This is a genomic window from Bradyrhizobium sp. CCBAU 45394 (assembly GCF_028128655.1).
In the GTDB taxonomy this organism is placed as follows: domain Bacteria; phylum Pseudomonadota; class Alphaproteobacteria; order Rhizobiales; family Xanthobacteraceae; genus Bradyrhizobium; species Bradyrhizobium diazoefficiens.
Genome location: NZ_LBIX01000176.1, coordinates 430,406 through 448,632 on the forward strand (window position 1 = coordinate 430,406; position 18,227 = coordinate 448,632).

Sequence of the window (18,227 nt, forward strand, 5' to 3'; positions counted from 1 at the left end):
TTGAGGAGGTGTCGATGAGCGAACGGCAGAACCCGTACAATATCGGCCTCGACAAGACGCCCGCCAACTACGTGCCGCTGAGCCCGCTGAGCTTTCTCGCGCGCAGCGCCGCGGTCTATCCCGATCACGTCAGCACGGTCTATGAAGGCCGCAGCTTCACCTGGGCGCAGACCTATGAGCGCTGCCGGCGCTTTGCGTCGTATCTCGCCGGCAAGGGCATCGGCGTCGGCGACACCGTGGCGGCGATGCTGCCGAACATCCCGGCGATGAACGAGGTACACTTCGCGGTGCCGATGACGGGCGCTGTGCTCAATGCGCTCAACATCCGCCTCGATGCACCGTCGATCGCGTTTCAGCTCGATCATGGCGGGGCCAGGATCATCCTGGTCGATCCCGAGTTCTCTAGCGTCATCACCGACGCACTCGCGCAGATGAGCGGACCGAAGCCGTTCGTGATCGACGTCGACGATGCCGCCTTCAAGGGGGGCAAGCGCATCGGCGAGATCGAATATGAGGCCGCCGTCGCGCAAGGCGATCCTGATTTCACCGCGATCCCGCCGAAGGACGAATGGGACGCGATCGCGCTGAGCTACACCTCGGGCACGACCGGTAATCCCAAGGGCGTCGTCACGCATCATCGCGGCGCTTATCTCAACGCCGTCAGCAACATCCTTGCCGGCAATCTCGGCCAGCATCCGGTGTATCTCTGGACGCTGCCGATGTTCCATTGCAACGGCTGGTGCTTCCCCTGGACCATCGCGGCCTCAGCCGGCATCAATGTCTGCCTGCGCAAGGTCGAGCCGACCAAGATCTTCGAGTTGATCAAGCAGCACGGCGTCACCCACATGTGCGGCGCGCCGATCGTCTACAACACGCTGATCAACGCCCCCGACGCGCCCAAGGAAACGTCAACGGGCAATGCCGCCCGCCGCGTCGTCGGCCTGATCGCCGGCGCCGCGCCTCCGGTTGCGGTGCTGGAGGGCGCGGAAAACATCGGCATTAAGCTCACCCACGTCTATGGCCTGACCGAGGTCTACGGCCCCGCCTCCGTCTGCGCCGAGCAGCCCGGCTGGGACGAGCTTCCGCCGGCCGAGCGCGCGCGGATGAAGCGCAGGCAGGGCGTGCCCTACCCGCTCGAGGAAGGCGTCACCGTCATCAACCCGCAGACCATGCAGGAGGTGCCGCGCGACGGCGAGACCATCGGCGAGGTCATGTTCCGCGGCAACATCGTCATGAAGGGTTACCTCAAGAACGAGAAGGCGACGAAGGAGGCCTTCGAGGGCGGCTGGTTTCACACCGGCGATCTCGGCGTGCTCGACGAGCACGGCTACGTCATCATCAAGGACCGCTCCAAGGACATCATCATCTCGGGCGGCGAGAACATTTCCTCGGTCGAAGTCGAGGACATCCTCTACAAGCACCCGGCGGTGCTGTTCGCCGCCGTGGTCGCCAAGCCCGATCCGAAATGGGGCGAAGTGCCGTGCGCCTTCGTCGAGTTGAAGGACGGCGCCAGCGCGACCGAGGCCGAGATCATCGCCTTCTGCCGTTCGCACATGAGCGGCTTCAAGACGCCGAAGGCAATCGTGTTCGGGCCGATCCCGAAGACGTCCACGGGCAAGATCCAGAAATTCCTGCTGCGCAACGAGGTGGGATCGGCGAAGGCAATAACCGCCTGAGCTGATCTCCCGTTTCAAGGCTGCTGCGCTCAGTGTGTCTCCAGCCGCAGGCCGTCGTACGCCGGCACCACGCCCGGCGGCAGCGACTGCCGGATGACTTCGTAATCGACGTCGGCCGTCATGTTGGTGATGACGGCGCGCTTCGGCTTGAAACGTTCGATCCAGGACAGCGCGTCGTTGATGCTGAAATGGCTGACATGGCTGGTGTAGCGCAGCCCGTCGACGATCCAGAGGTCGAGGTTTTCCAGCGCGCCCCAGCTCTCGCGCGGGATGTCGTTGAGATCGGGCGTGTAGGCGGCGTCCCCGATGCGATAGCCGAGCGCGGGAATGTTGCCGTGCTGCACCAGGAAGGCCGTCATCGTCACGGCGCCGCCCTTCCCCAGAATGGTCTGGTTTTCGCCCGCCTCGATCGAATGCCGCGTCAGGATCGGCGGGTAGTCGCTGCCCTCCGGCGCGATGAAGCAATAGGAGAACCGCGACAGGATGTCCTTGGCGGTCGACTGGTTGAAGTAGGTCGGGATACGCCGGCGCATGTGCATGACGACCGAGCGCAGATCGTCCATGCCGTGGGTCTGGTCGGCGTGCTCGTGGGTCAGAAACACCGCGTCGATGTGGTCGACATTGGTCGAGAGCAATTGCTCGCGCAGATCCGGCGAGGTGTCGATCACGATCCGCGTGGTGCCGTGCTCGGACGCCCGTTCGACCAGCAGCGAGCAGCGGCGGCGGCGGTTCTTCGGATTGCTCGGGTCGCAGGCGCCCCAGCCGAGCGCCGGGCGCGGCACGCCGGCGGAGGAGCCGCAGCCCAGGATCGTCAGCGTCAGCGTCATGCGGCTCCCGGAATCAAGCTGTCACCTTGGAGAACAGGCGGAAGAAGTTTTCGGTGGTCTGGCGCGAGATCTCATCAAACGAAACGCCACGCGCTTCAGCCAGCACTTTTGCGACCTCGACCACATAGGCCGGCTCGTTGCGCTTGCCCCGGAACTTGCCGGGCGCAAGGTAGGGCGAGTCTGTTTCAACCAGAATACGGTCAGCCGGCAACTCGGCCGCGAGCGCGCGCAGCGCCTCCGACTTCTTGAAGGTCAGGATGCCCGTGAAGCCGATGTACAGGCCGAGCGATACCGCCTTCAGCGCCAGCTCGCGCCCGCCGGTGTAGCAATGCAGCACGGCGCGAAACGATCCGCGTGCTACCTCCTCTTCCAGGATGCGGCCGCAATCCTCGTCCGCCTCGCGGGTGTGGATCACCAGCGGCAGGCCGGTCGCGCGCGCGGCCGCGATGTGGGCGCGAAAGCCCCTCGCCTGCGCTTCCGGCGAGCCGTTGTCGTAGAAATAGTCGAGCCCGGCCTCGCCGAGCGCCACGACCTTGGGATGCTGCGTCAACGCGATCAGCTCGTCCGGCGAGATGCCGTCCTCCTCATCCGCGTTGTGCGGATGGGTGCCGACCGAGCAGTAGACGTCGTCGTAGCGCTCGGCGATGGCCAGAAGCTGGTTCAACTTTCGCACCCGCGTCGAGATCGTGACCATGCGGCCGATGCCGGCCGCTCGCGCACGTGACACGATCCCGTCGAGATCTTCCGCAAAATCGGGAAAATCCAGGTGGCAATGACTGTCGACAAGCATCGCGCGAACGCCTTAGGCCGCCGGCTCGATGTAGCGCGGGAAGGCCGGTGTCGGCGCGGGCAGCGTCGAGCCGGGCGCGATGCGCTTGGCGCCGCCGAGCGCCGCAAAATTGCGCTCGCCCCCGGGGACACCGAGGCTATCGAGCAGCAATCCCGAGGCAGTCGGCATCGCCGGCTGGGCCAGGATCGCAATCTGGCGCACGACCTCGGCGGTGACATAGAGCACCGTCTTCTGCCTGGCAGGATCGGTCTTGGCGAGCGCCCACGGCGCCTCGCCCGCGAAATAGCGGTTGGCTTCCGCGACCACGGCCCATACGGCGTTGAGCCAGTGATGGATCTGCTGCGTCGCCATCGCCTCGCGGCTTGCTGCGATCATGCCGTCGGCCATCGCCAGGATGGCCTTGTCGTTGTCGCTGAACTCACCCGGCTCCGGCAGCACGCCGCCGAGTTGCTTGGCGATCATCGACAGCGAGCGCTGTGCAAGGTTGCCGAGATCGTTGGCGAGATCGGCATTGATGCGCGCGACGATGGCCTCGTGGTTGTAGTTGCCATCCTGGCCGAACGGCACCTCGCGCAGGAAGAAATAGCGCATCTGGTCGACGCCATACTGGTCGGCGAGGTTGAAGGGATCGACGACATTGCCGACCGACTTCGACATCTTCTCGCCCCTGTTAAACAGGAAGCCGTGGGCATAGACCCGCTTCTGCACGGGAATGCCGGCCGACATCAGGAACGCCGGCCAGTACACCGCATGGAAGCGGATGATGTCCTTGCCGATGATGTGCACATCGGCCGGCCAGTAGCGCCAGTTCTTGTCGCTTTCGTCGGGGAAGCCTACCCCGGTGATGTAGTTGGTGAGCGCGTCGACCCAGACATACATCACGTGCTCTTCGTCGCCGGGCACCTTGACGCCCCAGTCGAAGGTGGTGCGCGAGATCGAGAGATCGCGCAGTCCGCCCTTGACGAAGCTCACCACCTCGTTGCGGCGCGAGTCCGGGCCGATGAAATCGGGATTATCGGTGTACAGCTTGAGCAGATTCTCCTGATAGGCGGACAGGCGGAAGAAGTAGCTCTTCTCCTCGACCCATTCGACCGGCGTGCCTTGCGGCCCGAGGCGCACGCCGTCGTCGTTCAGGCGCGTCTCGTCTTCGGCGTAGTAGGCTTCGTCGCGCACCGAGTACCAGCCCGCATAGGTGTCGGCATAGATGTCGCCGTTCGCTTCCATGCGCCGCCAGATCTCCTGGGTGGAGCGGTGGTGCTGCTCTTCGGTGGTGCGGATGAAACGGTCGAACGACACGTTGAGCCGCTCGTCCATCGCCTTGAAGCGGGCCGCGTTGCGGGCCGCGAGCGCGGACGGGGTCAGGCCCTCGTTCTGCGCGGTCTGAATCATCTTCAGGCCGTGCTCGTCGGTGCCGGTCAGGAAGAACACGTCCTTGCCGTCGAGCCGCGCAAAGCGTGCCAGCGTGTCGGTGGCGATCGCCTCATAGGCGTGGCCGATATGCGGGTTGCCGTTGGGATAGGCGATCGCGGTCGTGATGTAGAAGACGTTGTCGCGCGCGGGTGCCGCTGCGGGCACAGCGGCTTGCGCAGCTGCGACGGGCTTCGGCGCGCGGGGCGCCTTGGGTTTCGACACATTGGGCTTCACAGCCTTCGGCGGCGTGGCGACAGGCGTCGGTGCGGCGGTCACGGCAGCCGCAGTCACCTTTGCCTTCTTCGCAGGAGCCTTCTTTGTAGGAGACTTGGCCGGCTGTTTGGCCGCTTTCTTCACCGCCTTCTTGGCGCCGACCTGCTTCTTCGCAGCCTTCTTGCCGGCCTTCCTTGCCGTCTTCGCAGCGCTCTTCTTCACGCCCTTCTTGGCGGCAGCCTTCTTGGTCTTCTTGACCTTCTTGGCAGCTTTGCGCGCAAGCGCCTTCACGGCCTTTTTGGTGGCCTTCTTCGCAGCTTTCTTGCCGCTCTTGCGCTTGACGGATTTTTTAGCTCGCGTTGCCACGACGAATTCCTTTACCGGCTTCTCAAAATTTGGAAGCGAACCTGCGTTAGGTTATTGTTTTGAGCATGATCCTCTCGGAAAACCGCTACACACTTTTCCGGATCATGCTCTAGCGCGTTGCGTCCGCCAGCCAGCCGAACACCGAGAAAACCAAGGGCTTTCGCTCCAGATTGTAGGTTTCGGTGTCGCGCGCGGCGCGGACGATCTTTTCCCATACCTCAGCTAGGCGCGCAAGGCGCGGCAGGTTCTGGTTGGCATTGGCCTCATCCGCATGCAGCCGTTCCGCGATCCAGCGGTCGATGCCGTCGATGAAGGCCGCAAGCGCGACGCGGTCGCTGGTGCCGAGCGAATCGCCGAGCGTGTGCAATTCGCGCGGATCGACCTGTGGCAATCGCGCAAGCAGTGCCGCCGTGCGCTGCTGGAGTTTCAGCGCATCGCCGCCGAGCAGCGTCAGCGCCCGCGCGACGCTGCCCTCCGAAGCCTCCGCCGCCTCGCGCAACGCCAGGTCGGTCGGAGCGAGGCCGGCCGCTTCCGCGGCGGCACTGATCACCTCGTCCGTTCCGAGCGGCCGCAGGCGCAGCTTGCGACAGCGTGACTGAATTGTGGCGAGCACGCGCGCGGGCGCGTGGCTCACCAGCAGGAACAGCGATTGCTGCGGCGGTTCCTCCAAGATCTTCAGAAGCGCGTTAGCCGCATTCGGATTGAGCTCGTCGACCGTATCGACGATGCAGACGCGCCAGCCTTCGGCTGCTGCCGTCGAGCCGAAGAACGAGATCGTCTCGCGCGTCTCGTCCACGGTGATCACGGTGCGCATCACGCCGCGGTCGTTCGCCGTGCGCTCCAGTGTCAGCAGCCCGCCATGGGACTCTGCGGCGACCTGGCGCGCCACGGCGTCATCAGGGTCGACTGCCAGGCTCTCGGCGCGCTGCACGACGTCCGCCAGCGGCTGGCCGTGCGCCAGCACGAAGCGCGCCATGCGGTAGGCCAGCGTCGCCTTGCCGATCCCCTGCGGCCCGCCGATCAGCCAGGCATGCGGGATGCGCCCGCTGCGATAGGCCGACAGCAGCGCCGTCTCGGCCTCGCGATGGCCGAACAGACGGCTGGTCTCGCGCGGATGCGGAATGGCGCTCTCGCGCTCTGCCTGACGCGGGCTCATACCGACACCACCGAGGCCGGCGTCGGAAGGAGACGATCGCGCAGTGCGTTCCAGACGCGGCCTGCGACCGTATCCGGATCGGAATTGGCGTCGATCAACACGCAGCGCGCGGGCTCGTCCGCGGCGATCTTGCGATAGGCCTCGCGCAGGCCCTGGTGGAAGCTGAGCTGCTCGCCCTCGAACCTGTCAGGCGTGCCACTGCCGCGACGGGCGGCGGCGCGCTGGAGGCCGATCTCGACCGGCAGGTCGAGGATGATGGTGAGGTCCGGCTTGAGATCGCCGATCGTAACGCGCTGCATCGCGTTGATCAGACCGGGAGAAACGCTGCCGAGGCTGCCCTGATAGGCGCGCGTCGAGTCGGCGAAGCGGTCGCACAGCACCCAAATGCCCTGCTTGAGCGCGGGCTCGATCACGGTGTGGACATGGTCATCGCGCGCGGCCGCGAACAGCAGCGTCTCGGCTTCGGGGCCGAGCAGCTTGCCCATGCCCGACAGCACCAGATGGCGCATGATCTCGGCACCCGGCGAGCCGCCCGGCTCGCGCGTCACAAGGGTGCGCATCCTTGCTGCCTTGAGGCGGTCGGCGAGCTTCTTGATCTGGGTGGACTTGCCAGTCCCCTCGCCGCCCTCAAAGGTGATGAAGCGTCCGCGTCCGGACGGCCGCTGTACCGCACTGTCACTCATGGTCAGAGCTTCTCGGCGCCTGCGCGGAACATGCCGATCACGAGCTCGCTGGCGCCGTCGATGGCGCGGCGCATCGTCGAGCCCGTGCCGATCGCTTCAGCCGCATAGACCGGCGTCTCCACCGCGATGTTGCCGCTGCGCCAGACCTTCACCACACCGACCTTCTGGCCGGCTTCGACCGGGGCCCGCACCGGGCCACTATAGACGACGCGCGCGATCAGCTTGTCGCTGCCGTTCTTGTGCACCATCACCTTCACGGGCGTCTTGGCGATCAGCTTCACCGAGCGGCTCTCGCCGCCGAACACCTTGGCGTAGCCGACAGGCTGGTCGGCCGCGATCAGCGTGCGGGTCTCGAAATTGCGAAAGCCCCATTCCAGCATCTTCTTGGCTTCCGTGGCGCGATCCTCGGGGTCTTCCAGCCCGTTGACAACGACGATCAGCCGCGTGCCATTCTGCACGGCCGAGCCGACCATTCCATAGCCGCCCTCCTTGGTGTAGCCGGTCTTGAGGCCGTCGGCGCCTTCCATCGAGTTGAGCAGCGGATTGCGGTTGGGCTGCCGGATCTTGTTCCAGGTGTACTCTTTCTCGCCGAACAGTTTGTAGAACTCCGGAAAGTCCAGGATGATGTGGCGGGCGAGGATGCCGAGCTCGCGCACCGTCATCTTGTTGCCGGGGTCTGGCAGACCGTTGGAGTTGCCGAAGGTCGACTTGGTCATGCCGAGCTCGCGGGCTCGCTTGGTCATGAAGTCGGCGGCAAAGATGCGCTCATTGCCCGCCATGGCTTCGGCCAGCGCAATGCAGGCGTCGTTGCCGCTCTGGATGATCGCGCCATGCAGGAGATCGTCGACCGAGACCTTGCTGTTGATGGCGGCGAACATGGTCGAGCCGCCCGACGGCGCCCCGCCCTTGCGCCAGGCGTTCTCGCTGATCCGATATTCGTCGGTCAGCTTGATGTCGCCCTTCTGGATGGCGTTGAAGACGACCTCCGCCGTCATCAGCTTCATCATGCTGGACGGCGCGCGCAGCTCGTCGGCGTTCTTCTCGAACAGCACGCTGCCGCTGGAGGCCTCGATCAGGATCGCGGTGGGGGCATCGCCGTCGAAGCCAGTATCTTCCGCCTTCTTGGCGCCCTGGATGCTTTGGTTGGCGGCGTAGAGCACGCCGCACCAGCCGAGGCTCGCGAGCAGCAGCCCGGCGACAAGCGCGCGCACCAGCATGCCGGAGGTGAAGCGGCTGCGACGGAGCGAAATGAAACGAAATGCCATGGCCAAGCCCTGAGAGCGGCGTTCTAACAGTTGGAACCGGCGCGAACAACATGAGGCTGGTCGCCGGAACCCGAGATTGCACGATTCCCGTCACGCCCCTATCGTGCCACCTTATATTTCTCGACCAAACCCCTGAAACAAGGCGGAAAAGCGATGTCTTCCACCCGCGTGATCAAGGCCAACGGGATCGATCTGTTCATCCGCGAGGCCGGCCAGGGACCGCTGGTGATGCTGTGCCATGGCTGGCCGGAATTGTCCTACTCCTGGCGCCACCAGATCCCGGCGCTGGCGACCGCCGGGTTTCGCGTCGTCGCCCCCGACATGCGCGGCTACGGCCAGAGCGCGGCGCCGACCGACGTGAGCGCCTATTCGATCTTCGACACGGTCGGTGACATCGTCGGTCTCGTGCAGGCGCTTGGCGAAAGCAAGGCCATGGTAGTCGGCCACGATTGGGGGGCGCCGGTCGCCTGGCACGCGGCGCTGTTCCGCCCCGACATCTTCACGGCGGTGGCCGGCCTGAGCGTGCCGCCGCCATTCCGCGGCCGCGGCAAGCCGCTCGAGCTGCTGCGTCAGGGCGGCGTGACCAACTTCTACTGGCAGTATTTCCAGGTGCCCGGCGTCGCCGAAGTCGAGCTCGAGCGCGACGTCGCCCGCACCATGCGCATCGTGCTCGGCGGACGCGGCCTCGCCGATCCCTCCGCGGCCATGTTCGTGCAGGAGGGCAAGGGCTTTCTCGGCCACGCGACTGCCGATGAGCCGCTACCGGACTGGCTGAGCGAGGCCGACCTCGCCTACTTCACCGAGACATTCCGCAAATCCGGCTTCCGCGGCGGGCTGAACTGGTATCGCAACCTCGACCGCAACTGGGAGCTGACGGCGCCCTGGCAGGATGCGCAGATCCACCAGCCGTCCCTCTTCATTGCCGGTTCGAAAGACGCCGTCATCACAGGCCTGATCGGCGCTAAGCGCGTCAACGAACTCGAGCGCGTGCTGCCAAATCTCACACGAAAACTGATCATCGAAGGCGCCGGCCATTGGGTGCAGCAGGAGCGGCCCGACGAGGTCAACGCTGCGCTCGTGAAATTCCTGCGCGAAGCGTCGGCGCGCTAGCCGATGTCCTTCTTCATTGCGATGTGAGCGGCGCCCGCCTGCTCCGTCTCGGCGAACCCGCGCCGTTCTAGGCGTTAGCCAGCAACGTCAAAACCGCTCGGTGATTGTTCGGGTTTAGTAGAGGCCGCGGCCGCTCAGGATGCTGCGGGCCTCGGCGGCGCCGTCGGAGGCATAGGCGGCCGAGGGCGCGCTCTCGGTGGCGTAGCGGCCGTCCTCGTCATAGGACACGGCGCGCGCGTTCTGGAGCGCCCGGCCCCGGCTGCGGCTCGAGGCCGACATTTCCGAGGTCGCATTGAGTGAGGCCATGTCGGCCGAGGTATTGCCGAGACTGTAGGGCCGCCCCTCCGGCATCGGAACCTCGCCGCGGATGGCGCCACGGTTCGACGAGGGCAGCTCCGGCACGAATGGCCTTGCCGAGGCGACCCGGACCATCGAAGGCGACGGCGCCGGGATCCCGGTGCGCAGGGTCGCCATCAGCTGGCGGTCGTCGGAACCTTCCAGCGGCGCCCGGCCGACATATTCGACGCGGACCTTGGCGACGCCATTGCCTTTGAATTCAAGGAGTTCGGCGGCTTTGTTCGAGACGTCGATGAGCCGGTTGCCGTGATAGGGACCGCGGTCATTGACGCGGACGATCAGTGACTTGCCGTTCGAGATGTTGGTCACCCGGGCATAGGACGGCATCGGCAGGGTCGGATGCGCCGCCGTCAGCGAGGCCATGTCGAACACCTCGCCATTGGCGGTCAGGCGGCCATGGAAATCGTCGCCGTACCAGGACGCCATGCCCTCGGCACGATAGTTGACGTCCTCCTCCGGCACATAGGTCCGGCCGGCGACGACGTAGGGCTTGCCGACGCGGTAGGTGCCGCCGCCCTTGGGGACCGGATCACCCAAAGCCACGACCCGGGGGCTCGAGGACACGCCATATTTCGGATCGACGCGGCTGGCGAATTTGTTGGAGGACGCGCAATTGGCGAGCGCGAGGCAGGTCGCGGCCGCCGCAACACCACGCGCGGCCCGCAATACCGAATCTGACCGTCGGATCCCCATTCGCCCCAAATACCATTTCGCCGGAGGCGTACCCACCCCGCTTCGACGGGGAGCGCTGTCCGGTCCTTTGCTCCGAGGCGGCCCACCACCGCTTCGGACGTCGTGACGATATCGCAACCCGAACACGGCGGAAATGGGGAGCCCGCGGCGATCGCGCGGAGATGGTAAACGGCGCGTTCGCTTTCCCCCGTTCATCTACGGAGCACAGGCACCTGCTCTGTGCCACTCCTGGACATTCTGTTGCGCCAAATCCTCACTCCACCCCCATTGTCGCGCCACTCACTGGAATTCTTTTGACTGTGCAAGGCCGCACGCGTTCTCTCGCATGCAAGGGCGGGATTTGGAATTTAACGATGATCGAGACGGTTTCGGCACTGATGGGTCTGGTAAGCGCGGGGATCTTCCTGGCCCATGCGTTTGAAGGTTACCGTACGAGGGCCTGAGGCACTCGCGCGGGCGGCAAGCATCACCTCTTTCAAGACGGCACGTTCGGGCAATTTCAAGCGATCCGATCGAGCATCGCAGACGAGAGCGGCAGGTGTCCAATGCGTAACCATGACCTCGTATCCGATGGCTTCCTGGCATTGACCGCAGGCGGTCTGGTGCTGTTGTGCTCGAGCCTGGTGGCGTTGGCCTTCGGCTGATCACAGCCCCCCCTTTCCCGGCGTTTCCGACCACGACCGTACGGCCCCGCAACACGGGTGTTTGTCCCGGAATTGTCCCGCTCCCGTTTAGTTGATTGAATTTCCGCGTTCGGCGCCTCGACTCATTTCAAGAGGCCATCACCAACGAAGGTGACGCAATGCTTGCCGAGAAATTCTTCCTGGTCCTGGAATCGCTGATCCGCGGCGGCCGGACTTATCCGGACGGAAGTCCAAGGGTCATCAGCACCTCCCCGCATATCCCGGTGAAGCTGCCCGACCGGAAATAGGCCGGATCGTTTTCGCGCTCCGTCGCGCGCCGCTCAGCGCAGGCCGAGCAGCGAGCGACGATAGAAGCTGTCGCGGGCCTCGCCGAGGCAAACGAAGCTGCCGTCAAAACCCTGGCCATATCGCTTCTGGCCCCTGGCGTAGTAGACGCCCTTCCTGAAATCCAGCCAGACCACCTTGTCATGCGGACAATGGCGCTGCGCTTGCGCCTCGTAGCGAAACGGCGTCAACGGCGTAGCCGACACCTCGCCCCCGCCAAGCATCATTATCGCCGCAACAAGCGCGATCCTCCCGGGCCCACTGCTAAAGCCGCTCCGCACGTCCCGCCTCCCGCGATCCAGGCCGTCGCGACGGCCGCCCGGCACGGTAGCACGAAACGGCACGATCCCTGGAAGGCTGCAAGCGCACCGCGCGTCTTCCGCCGACCATCTTGTCGGGCTACATGAAAGCGATCATCTCGATGCGAGGATGCTGCCTGAATGTCGGTTGAGCCTGCCCCCACGACCGAAGCCCGCCCGCCCTCGCCGCGCCTCGGCCTGCTGCCGATGATCATCTTCGGCTCGCGCTGGCTGCAACTGCCGCTCTATCTCGGACTGATCGTGGCGCAATGCGTCTACATCGCGCTGTTCCTCAAGGAGCTCTGGCATCTGTCCTGGCACGCCCTCGATCTCACCGAACAGCAGATCATGATGAGCGTGCTGGCGCTGATCGACGTCGTGATGATCTCCAATCTGCTGGTGATGGTCATCGTCGGCGGCTACGAGACGTTCGTTTCGCGGCTCGATCTCCAGGGCCATCCCGACGAGCCGGAATGGCTCGGCCACGTCAATGCGAGCGTGCTGAAGATCAAGCTTGCCATGGCCATCATCGGCATCTCCTCGATCGCGCTGCTGCGCACCTTCATCGAGGCCGGCAATCTCGGCTCGAACCGCGCCGGCTTCACCGAGACCGGCGTGATGTGGCAGGTGCTGATCCACATCACCTTCATCGTCTCGGCGCTAGGCATCGCCTACGTCGACAAGCTCAGCGATTCCGGAATGCGCAACAAGCATGCCGAGTAGGACCAACCCGCTCACCTTGCGTCCCACCGCCTGGCAGAGGGCAGTTCTCTCACGGCCTCGGCGGCGAGCCCATCGAGATCGCCCACATGGTGCTGTGCTGTGAGCGCCTAACTGCGCGGCGCTTACTCTTTGGCTTCGAGTTGTTGAAGGGCCTGATGCAGGCATTCCTGGAACTTCGCGGCGACCTGCTCGCGCGCCACCCCCTTGGCGGCGAGATCGCCTGACACCTTGTCCAGGACCTCGTCCATCGTCCGGCTCTCCAGATGGTCCGTCGCCAGCGCCGTGGAATAGCTCTTGGCGGCATCGCCGCTGAGCCCGAGCTGGCCGGCGGCCCAGAGCCCGAGCAGCTTGTTCGACCGGGCCGTGGCCTTGAATATGAGCTCCTCGTCGTGGGCGAATTTGGCTTCAAAGCCCTGCTCGCGCTTGTCGAACGTGGTCATGGTCAGCTCCATTTCGTTTTCGCTGCTGCGGATCGGACTGGCTGGGAGCGAACGTCTCCGTCTTTCACGTCAGTTGAGGATCATTTGAATCTTCCGGCGGAAGCCAAACGCCGTCAAGCCCGCCGCTCGCGGCAGGCCCGGCCATCACGGCAGCCGCCAGCTCCGCGCCAGCCAGACCAGCTACGGGAAAGCGTTTACTCTTTGTTAAGTGGACTCAGCGCCGCATAGCCCGGGGACATCGAGAGCTGACGCATGAACAGAGAGCTGCGGGAGTTTCGACGGCTTGAACGGGTCTGCCTGGAGCAGGCCGCCCTCTCCACCATGGACCTTGCACGACACGGACTGCTCAAGGTCGCCGACGATTGCCGCATCGCAGCCGAAGCGATCGAGGCCCAATCGCCCCGCGGGGCATTAGCAGGCGCCGTCCAGGCGCTCAAGCTCGCCTTCAGCACGACGCAACGGCACTAGGTCCGGCCCGGCTGGAATATCCATCCGGAGGTTCTGGCGCGGCGACCGCGTTCGGTCAGTCCTTTGCCGTCGCTGCTTCGCGTGCGAGCCGCTCGGCCCGCAGCCGTTCCTTGTTGGCGTAGAACTGCTTCTGCGCCTCCTCGTGGTCGCGCATGGCCTTTTCAGCCTCGATCCGGCGTGCCGCATCGCGCGCCTGACGCTGTTCGGGGGTCAAGGGTTTGCGTCGGAAGGAAAGATCTTCGGTCATGGCAAGACAACGCGGACGCAGCGAAAGAGTTCCCCGAACCGAACCGGAAGCCCTGCCGCAACCGAATAAAGAGACGAAATATCAGACAGTTAGAGGCGCCACCGAGAGCCGGCTCGACCTATTTCTTTGCGCGCGCCGGCTTGACGCCGACGAGCGGGCATTTCGGCGCGGCCCGCTGGAATTTTCGAAAACAACCCCATGCACAGTAGCCAATGCGTTTGGGATCAACAGCTTGGGCGTCCCACCCCCGCAAGGCCCTTTGGCACGTCGGGCAAAACAGGAGTATACTGCTATTATTCCGAAATACATCGGCGCATCGTCCCTTGCCCCGATGCGTTCAGCTTCCTTTGGGAGCGGTCCGTGACTGCGACTCGCCAAGGCCGGGATTGATGGCCAGCGACCCGCCCGCGGCGCCGCCGGCTTCATAGGCCGCCATCGACACCATCCGGCCGGTGCTGCGCTGGGTCCGGAGCTTGAGGTCGAGCTTGTCGAATTCCGCATCGACCACCGAGGTCTTGAGCACGACCAGCCCGCGACCGGTGCTTTCGTTGACCTGATCGCGACCGGCCTTGATCGCCTGCAGCCTGTCCGCGATTGACGCCACCATGCCGAGCGCGAAGGAGGCATTGGCCAGATGCCGCTCCTGGTGCCGGAACCTGCTGTAGTCGACCGAGGTCTTGAAGCGACCAAGCTCGGCACGCACGGCGCCGTCGATCAATTCGGCCAGATAATGCGCGACCTCGACATCCGCGCCGAGACCAAAGAACACATAGCTGCTCTCGCCGGCCGCATTCTTCTCGCGCCAGACCCGACAATCGCAGAAATGAGCGATCGCGCCGATGCAATCGTCCAGAGGAATTCGCTTCTTGCGATGGGTCTCAAAGACCCTCCGTTCGCACGGCGACGCCCGCAGGTCGACGTCGGAGAGCGACAAATCGTGGCGATCCAGCAGCTCGGCGACCTTGGCGGCGGCCGACAGCGCCTCTTCCTCGCTGCAGCCGTTGGCGATCGTCTTGGCGCGCAACGCCTGGATGCGAAGCTTGAGCTTGTCGAGCGCGGCCGGATTGGACGTCTGGTTCACCGATTACCTGCCCGGGAAAGCCCGACCGATCGTATGGCGGAAGGGGTGTCTGTCAAACCGCGCCCATTGATGCCGCAATCGGCGCGGATGTTATGCTCGTCGCAGAACCGGGGGTTTTCTCGATGCGCAAAATCGCCGTCGCTGTCATGTTTGCTCTGATCGCACCGACCGCATTGGCGCAGGACCATGTTCCAATGTATGGCGAACAGTCCCAGGACAAGACGGAGACGCAGAAGGCGGACGACATTCGGGCTGAGCGCGCCTATCAACGCTCCCTCGGCAACGTTCCTGACCAAAAGGCCGTAGATCCGTGGGGAGCTGCCCGCGGCGACGAAGCGTCGAAGAAGCGGGCCGCACCGCCTAAATCAGTAGTGAAACATTCGTCCAAGGCCAAGAGCGGCAGCACCCCCAACTAACGAATTTTAAAGGAGGCCCGCCGGCGTGAACCGGCCGCCCGAAGTTCGGCCCTACACATTTCGGTCGAAACTGGCGGAAGGGGTGGGATTCGAACCCACGGTACCCTTGCAGGCACGCCGGTTTTCAAGACCGGTGCCTTAAACCACTCGGCCACCCTTCCAAACCCGGAATGGCTGTCGCTTAACGTAGTCGACGGCGCAAGGCAACGCGAAGTTGGCCCCTCGTCCCCCTCGGCCGCCCTGATCTGTCAGGCGAGCGTCAGCCTGTTCCCTTAGCCTGGGTTTCTCAGCAATCCCGGACACTGGCGACATCTCCCAGGGCGTCGCTGGTTGCGAGGCCCGGTTTGGAGTCGCCTCCGTTTCCGGGCCTCGTTTGCTGCCCCCAAAGCAAAACGGCGCCCCGTGAGGAGCGCCGCATGGAATTGTTCGTCGCTGCCTTGGCTCAGTAGCCGCAGGACGCGCAGCCCATCTGCACCGGGGCGTAATAGGAATAGCCGGGCGAGACCATCTCGACGCGCTGGCGCGTTGCGTATTGCGGCGGGATGCGCTCGTACTGGACGCCGGGCGGGGCGACCATCACAGTCTGCGGCACCATCACGGTGCGGTACTGCGCGGGCGTGCGGTGCGCGACGGTTGCGCCGGGCGACACCATCACGGTCTCGTCGACGGTGCGGTATTGCGGCGCGACGTATTGCTGCTGGTAGCAGGTCTGGCACGGCGGCGGCGCGTAGCAATTATAGCAGCCCGCGGAGGCTGCGCCCGTCATGGAAAGCGCGGCCACGGCTGTTGAGAAAACGACAGCAAGAGTACGAGACATTGTGGTGGTGCCCCAGTTGCCCGAAATGGATTTGCGAAGGTCGCAGCAGTATACGCGGCAAAATCCTAAGCTGCCGAACTTCGTTGAGGCATCCTTAATGCGAACGGCCGGCTTTCGCCGGCCATTCAGGACTTGTTGACCATGCGCGACCGCGGCACTCGCGATCACGCGCGCGAAAGCCGCGCTCAGTTCGAGCGCCGCTTCACTTCGCGCACCGCGCCGCGCGCGGCGCTGGTGGTGAGCGCAGCGTAAGCCTGGAGCGCGGTGGAGACGTTGCGCTTGCGGCCCGTCGCCTGCCAGGCGGCGTCCCCCTTCGCCTCTTCCGCCGCGCGGCGCTTGGCGAGCTCCTCGTCGGAAACCTCCAGCGTGATGCTGCGGTTCGGAATGTCGATCGCGATAAGGTCGCCGGTCCGCACCAGGCCGATGTTGCCGCCCTCGGCGGCTTCCGGCGACAAATGTCCGATCGACAGGCCGGACGAGCCGCCCGAGAAGCGTCCGTCGGTGACGAGCGCGCAGGCTTTGCCGAGGCCCATCGATTTCAGATAGCTGGTCGGATACAGCATTTCCTGCATGCCGGGGCCGCCGCGCGGGCCTTCGTAGATGATGACCACGACTTCACCGGCGACGACCTTGCCGCCCAAAATGCCTTCGACCGCGGCGTCCTGGCTTTCGAACACGCGCGCGGGGCCGGAGAATTTCAGGATCGAGGCGTCGACGCCGGCAGTCTTCACGATGCAGCCGTCCTGTGCGAGGTTGCCGTAGAGCACGGCGAGACCGCCATCCTTGCTGAAGGCGTGTTCGAGATCGCGCACGACGCCCTTCTCGCGATCGGCATCGAGCTCGTCGTAGCGACGCTCCTGGCTGAATGCGACTTGCGTCGGGATGCCGCCGGGCGAGGCACGATAGAAGGTGCGCACCGCCTCGCTCTTGGAGCGCTTGATGTCCCAACGCTCCAGCGCGTCAGCCATGGTCGGCGCATGCACGGTCGAGACCGACGTATCGATCAGGCCGGCGCGATCGAGCTCGCCGAGAATGCCCATGATGCCGCCGGCGCGGTGCACGTCCTCGACATGGACGTCGGCAACCGACGGCGCGACCTTGCAGAGCACGGGCACGCGGCGCGACAGCCGGTCGATATCCTTCATGGTGAACGCGACCTGCCCTTCGTGAGCCGCCGCAAGCAGATGCAGCACGGTGTTGGTCGAGCCGCCCATCGCGATGTCGAGCGTCATCGCGTTCTCGAACGCCTTGAAGTTCGCGACGTTGCGCGGCAGCACCGAGGCATCGTCCTGCTCGTAGTAGCGGCGGACGAGATCGACGATGGTATGGCCGGCCTCGACGAACAGCCGCTTGCGGTCGGCATGGGTCGCGACCACCGAGCCGTTGCCGGGCAGCGCAAGTCCGAGCGCTTCGGTCAGGCAGTTCATCGAATTCGCAGTGAACATGCCCGAGCAGGAGCCGCAGGTCGGGCACGCCGAGCGCTCGATCACCTTGACGTCTTCGTCGCTGACCTTGGAGTCCGCCGCGGCAACCATGGCGTCGATGAGGTCGACGGCCTTGGTCTTGCCCTGGAGCTTGACCTTGCCGGCCTCCATCGGCCCGCCCGAGACGAACACGGCCGGGATGTTGAGCCGCAGCGCCGCCATCAGCATGCCGGGCGTGATCTTGTCGCAATTGGAGATGCAGACGAGGCCGTCGGCGCAATGGGCGTTGGCCATGTATTCGACGCTGTCGGCGATCAGCTCGCGCGACGGCAGGCTGTAGAGCATGCCGTCATGGCCCATGGCGATACCGTCATCGACCGCGATGGTGTTGAATTCCTTGGCGACGCCGCCGGCCTGCTCGATCTCGCGGGCGACGAGCTGGCCGAGGTCCTTGAGATGGACATGGCCAGGCACGAACTGGGTGAAGGAGTTGACGACCGCGATGATCGGCTTGCCGAAGTCCGCATCCTTCATGCCGGTCGCGCGCCAGAGGCCGCGGGCACCCGCCATGTTGCGGCCGTGGGTGGTGGTGCGGGAGCGATAGGCTGGCATGGCGGTTTCCGTCCTCGGTTTGGCTGGCCGGCGGGAAAATGGAAGCCGCCTCAGGCCTTTCCGGCCGGATAGCGCACGGGGTCGGCTGGCGCAACGGGAACTTGGGCCGGACAGGGCCGGATCGGTCTTTCGCAGGCCTCCCCTGCTCCCGGCGCGGCCTATTGGAAGGACGCGCCGGCGCCGGGC

19 protein-coding genes and 1 tRNA gene are annotated in these 18,227 nt (G+C 65.0%); 6 read left to right on the forward strand and 14 right to left on the reverse strand.

Going from position 1 to position 18,227, the window contains the following annotated elements:
• The first annotated feature begins 14 nt into the window (after positions 1-14).
• A complete protein-coding gene (locus WN73_RS39430) occupies positions 15-1,676 on the forward strand; it encodes an acyl-CoA synthetase (protein WP_271557666.1) in 1,662 nt (553 codons plus the stop codon).
• 29 nt (positions 1,677-1,705) lie between these two features.
• On the opposite strand, the gene WN73_RS39435 is transcribed toward WN73_RS39430, so the two are convergent.
• The 6 genes from WN73_RS39435 to WN73_RS39460 form a co-directional block, all read right to left on the reverse strand.
• A complete protein-coding gene (locus WN73_RS39435; protein ID WP_028174040.1) occupies positions 1,706-2,503 on the reverse strand; it encodes an MBL fold metallo-hydrolase in 798 nt (265 codons plus the stop codon).
• Positions 2,504-2,516: 13 nt separating this feature from the next.
• Positions 2,517-3,293 carry a TatD family hydrolase gene (locus WN73_RS39440; protein WP_011087286.1) on the reverse strand — a complete coding sequence of 259 codons (777 nt, stop codon included), beginning with the start codon at positions 3,291-3,293 and terminating at the stop codon, positions 2,517-2,519.
• 12 nt (positions 3,294-3,305) lie between these two features.
• The gene (gene metG / locus WN73_RS39445; protein ID WP_271557669.1) at positions 3,306-5,282 is read right to left on the reverse strand and encodes a methionine--tRNA ligase; all 1,977 of its coding nucleotides are present in this window, start codon (positions 5,280-5,282) and stop codon (positions 3,306-3,308) included.
• Between the two features lie 109 nt (positions 5,283-5,391).
• Complete coding sequence (locus WN73_RS39450) at positions 5,392-6,438, reverse strand: DNA polymerase III subunit delta' (protein WP_011087288.1); 1,047 nt, start codon at positions 6,436-6,438, stop codon at positions 5,392-5,394.
• On the reverse strand, positions 6,435-7,121 hold the full coding sequence (tmk, locus tag WN73_RS39455) for a dTMP kinase (RefSeq protein ID WP_028174037.1): 687 nt from the start codon (positions 7,119-7,121) through the stop codon (positions 6,435-6,437). Before tmk ends, WN73_RS39450 begins: the two co-directional genes overlap by 4 nt.
• Positions 7,122-7,123: 2 nt before the next feature.
• Positions 7,124-8,386 carry a D-alanyl-D-alanine carboxypeptidase family protein gene (locus WN73_RS39460; RefSeq protein WP_038967564.1) on the reverse strand — a complete coding sequence of 421 codons (1,263 nt, stop codon included), beginning with the start codon at positions 8,384-8,386 and terminating at the stop codon, positions 7,124-7,126.
• A 153-nt stretch (positions 8,387-8,539) separates the two neighbouring features.
• Here WN73_RS39460 and WN73_RS39465 point away from each other — a divergent pair, with 153 nt between their 5' ends.
• Positions 8,540-9,496, forward strand: coding sequence for an alpha/beta fold hydrolase (locus WN73_RS39465; protein ID WP_271557673.1), 957 nt, complete (start codon positions 8,540-8,542; stop codon positions 9,494-9,496).
• Positions 9,497-9,610: 114 nt separating this feature from the next.
• Here WN73_RS39465 and WN73_RS39470 read toward each other — a convergent pair whose 3' ends face one another.
• The gene (locus WN73_RS39470; protein WP_271557675.1) at positions 9,611-10,546 is read right to left on the reverse strand and encodes a septal ring lytic transglycosylase RlpA family protein; all 936 of its coding nucleotides are present in this window, start codon (positions 10,544-10,546) and stop codon (positions 9,611-9,613) included.
• Between the two features lie 802 nt (positions 10,547-11,348).
• On the opposite strand from WN73_RS39470, the gene WN73_RS39475 reads away from it, so the two are divergent.
• The gene (locus WN73_RS39475) at positions 11,349-11,477 is read left to right on the forward strand and encodes a hypothetical protein (protein ID WP_256380384.1); all 129 of its coding nucleotides are present in this window, start codon (positions 11,349-11,351) and stop codon (positions 11,475-11,477) included.
• A gap of 33 nt (positions 11,478-11,510) precedes the next feature.
• Here WN73_RS39475 and WN73_RS39480 read toward each other — a convergent pair whose 3' ends face one another.
• Entirely contained in the window at positions 11,511-11,741 is a 231-nt protein-coding gene (locus tag WN73_RS39480) for a hypothetical protein (RefSeq protein ID WP_085966842.1), read from the reverse strand.
• Between the two features lie 213 nt (positions 11,742-11,954).
• Here WN73_RS39480 and WN73_RS39485 point away from each other — a divergent pair, with 213 nt between their 5' ends.
• Positions 11,955-12,536: a TIGR00645 family protein gene (locus WN73_RS39485; protein ID WP_011087294.1), complete on the forward strand. Its 582-nt coding sequence runs from the start codon at positions 11,955-11,957 to the stop codon at positions 12,534-12,536.
• A 122-nt stretch (positions 12,537-12,658) separates the two neighbouring features.
• On the opposite strand, the gene WN73_RS39490 is transcribed toward WN73_RS39485, so the two are convergent.
• Positions 12,659-12,976, reverse strand: coding sequence for a DUF1476 domain-containing protein (locus WN73_RS39490; protein ID WP_271557680.1), 318 nt, complete (start codon positions 12,974-12,976; stop codon positions 12,659-12,661).
• A 252-nt stretch (positions 12,977-13,228) separates the two neighbouring features.
• Here WN73_RS39490 and WN73_RS39495 point away from each other — a divergent pair, with 252 nt between their 5' ends.
• Positions 13,229-13,444: a hypothetical protein gene (locus WN73_RS39495; protein WP_028174032.1), complete on the forward strand. Its 216-nt coding sequence runs from the start codon at positions 13,229-13,231 to the stop codon at positions 13,442-13,444.
• Between the two features lie 55 nt (positions 13,445-13,499).
• On the opposite strand, the gene WN73_RS39500 is transcribed toward WN73_RS39495, so the two are convergent.
• Together WN73_RS39500 and WN73_RS39505 are read right to left on the reverse strand one after the other, a co-directional pair.
• Positions 13,500-13,691, reverse strand: a complete 192-nt coding sequence (locus WN73_RS39500) for a hypothetical protein (RefSeq protein ID WP_028174031.1) — start codon at positions 13,689-13,691, stop codon at positions 13,500-13,502.
• Positions 13,692-14,028: 337 nt separating this feature from the next.
• A complete protein-coding gene (locus WN73_RS39505; protein ID WP_060912231.1) occupies positions 14,029-14,772 on the reverse strand; it encodes a DUF7168 domain-containing protein in 744 nt (247 codons plus the stop codon).
• 122 nt (positions 14,773-14,894) lie between these two features.
• Between WN73_RS39505 and WN73_RS39510 the strand changes: the two genes are divergently transcribed.
• Positions 14,895-15,188 carry a hypothetical protein gene (locus WN73_RS39510; RefSeq protein ID WP_271557684.1) on the forward strand — a complete coding sequence of 98 codons (294 nt, stop codon included), beginning with the start codon at positions 14,895-14,897 and terminating at the stop codon, positions 15,186-15,188.
• A 71-nt stretch (positions 15,189-15,259) separates the two neighbouring features.
• Here the strand turns inward: WN73_RS39510 and WN73_RS39515 are convergent.
• From WN73_RS39515 to ilvD, 3 genes are all read right to left on the reverse strand, one after another.
• Positions 15,260-15,349: transfer RNA gene (locus WN73_RS39515), tRNA-Ser, on the reverse strand.
• A gap of 281 nt (positions 15,350-15,630) precedes the next feature.
• Positions 15,631-15,954 (reverse strand): hypothetical protein, encoded by a 324-nt coding sequence (locus WN73_RS39520; RefSeq protein ID WP_038967435.1) that lies wholly within the window; start codon positions 15,952-15,954, stop codon positions 15,631-15,633.
• A 236-nt stretch (positions 15,955-16,190) separates the two neighbouring features.
• The gene (ilvD, locus tag WN73_RS39525) at positions 16,191-18,041 is read right to left on the reverse strand and encodes a dihydroxy-acid dehydratase (RefSeq protein WP_271557686.1); all 1,851 of its coding nucleotides are present in this window, start codon (positions 18,039-18,041) and stop codon (positions 16,191-16,193) included.
• Positions 18,042-18,227: the final 186 nt, after the last annotated feature.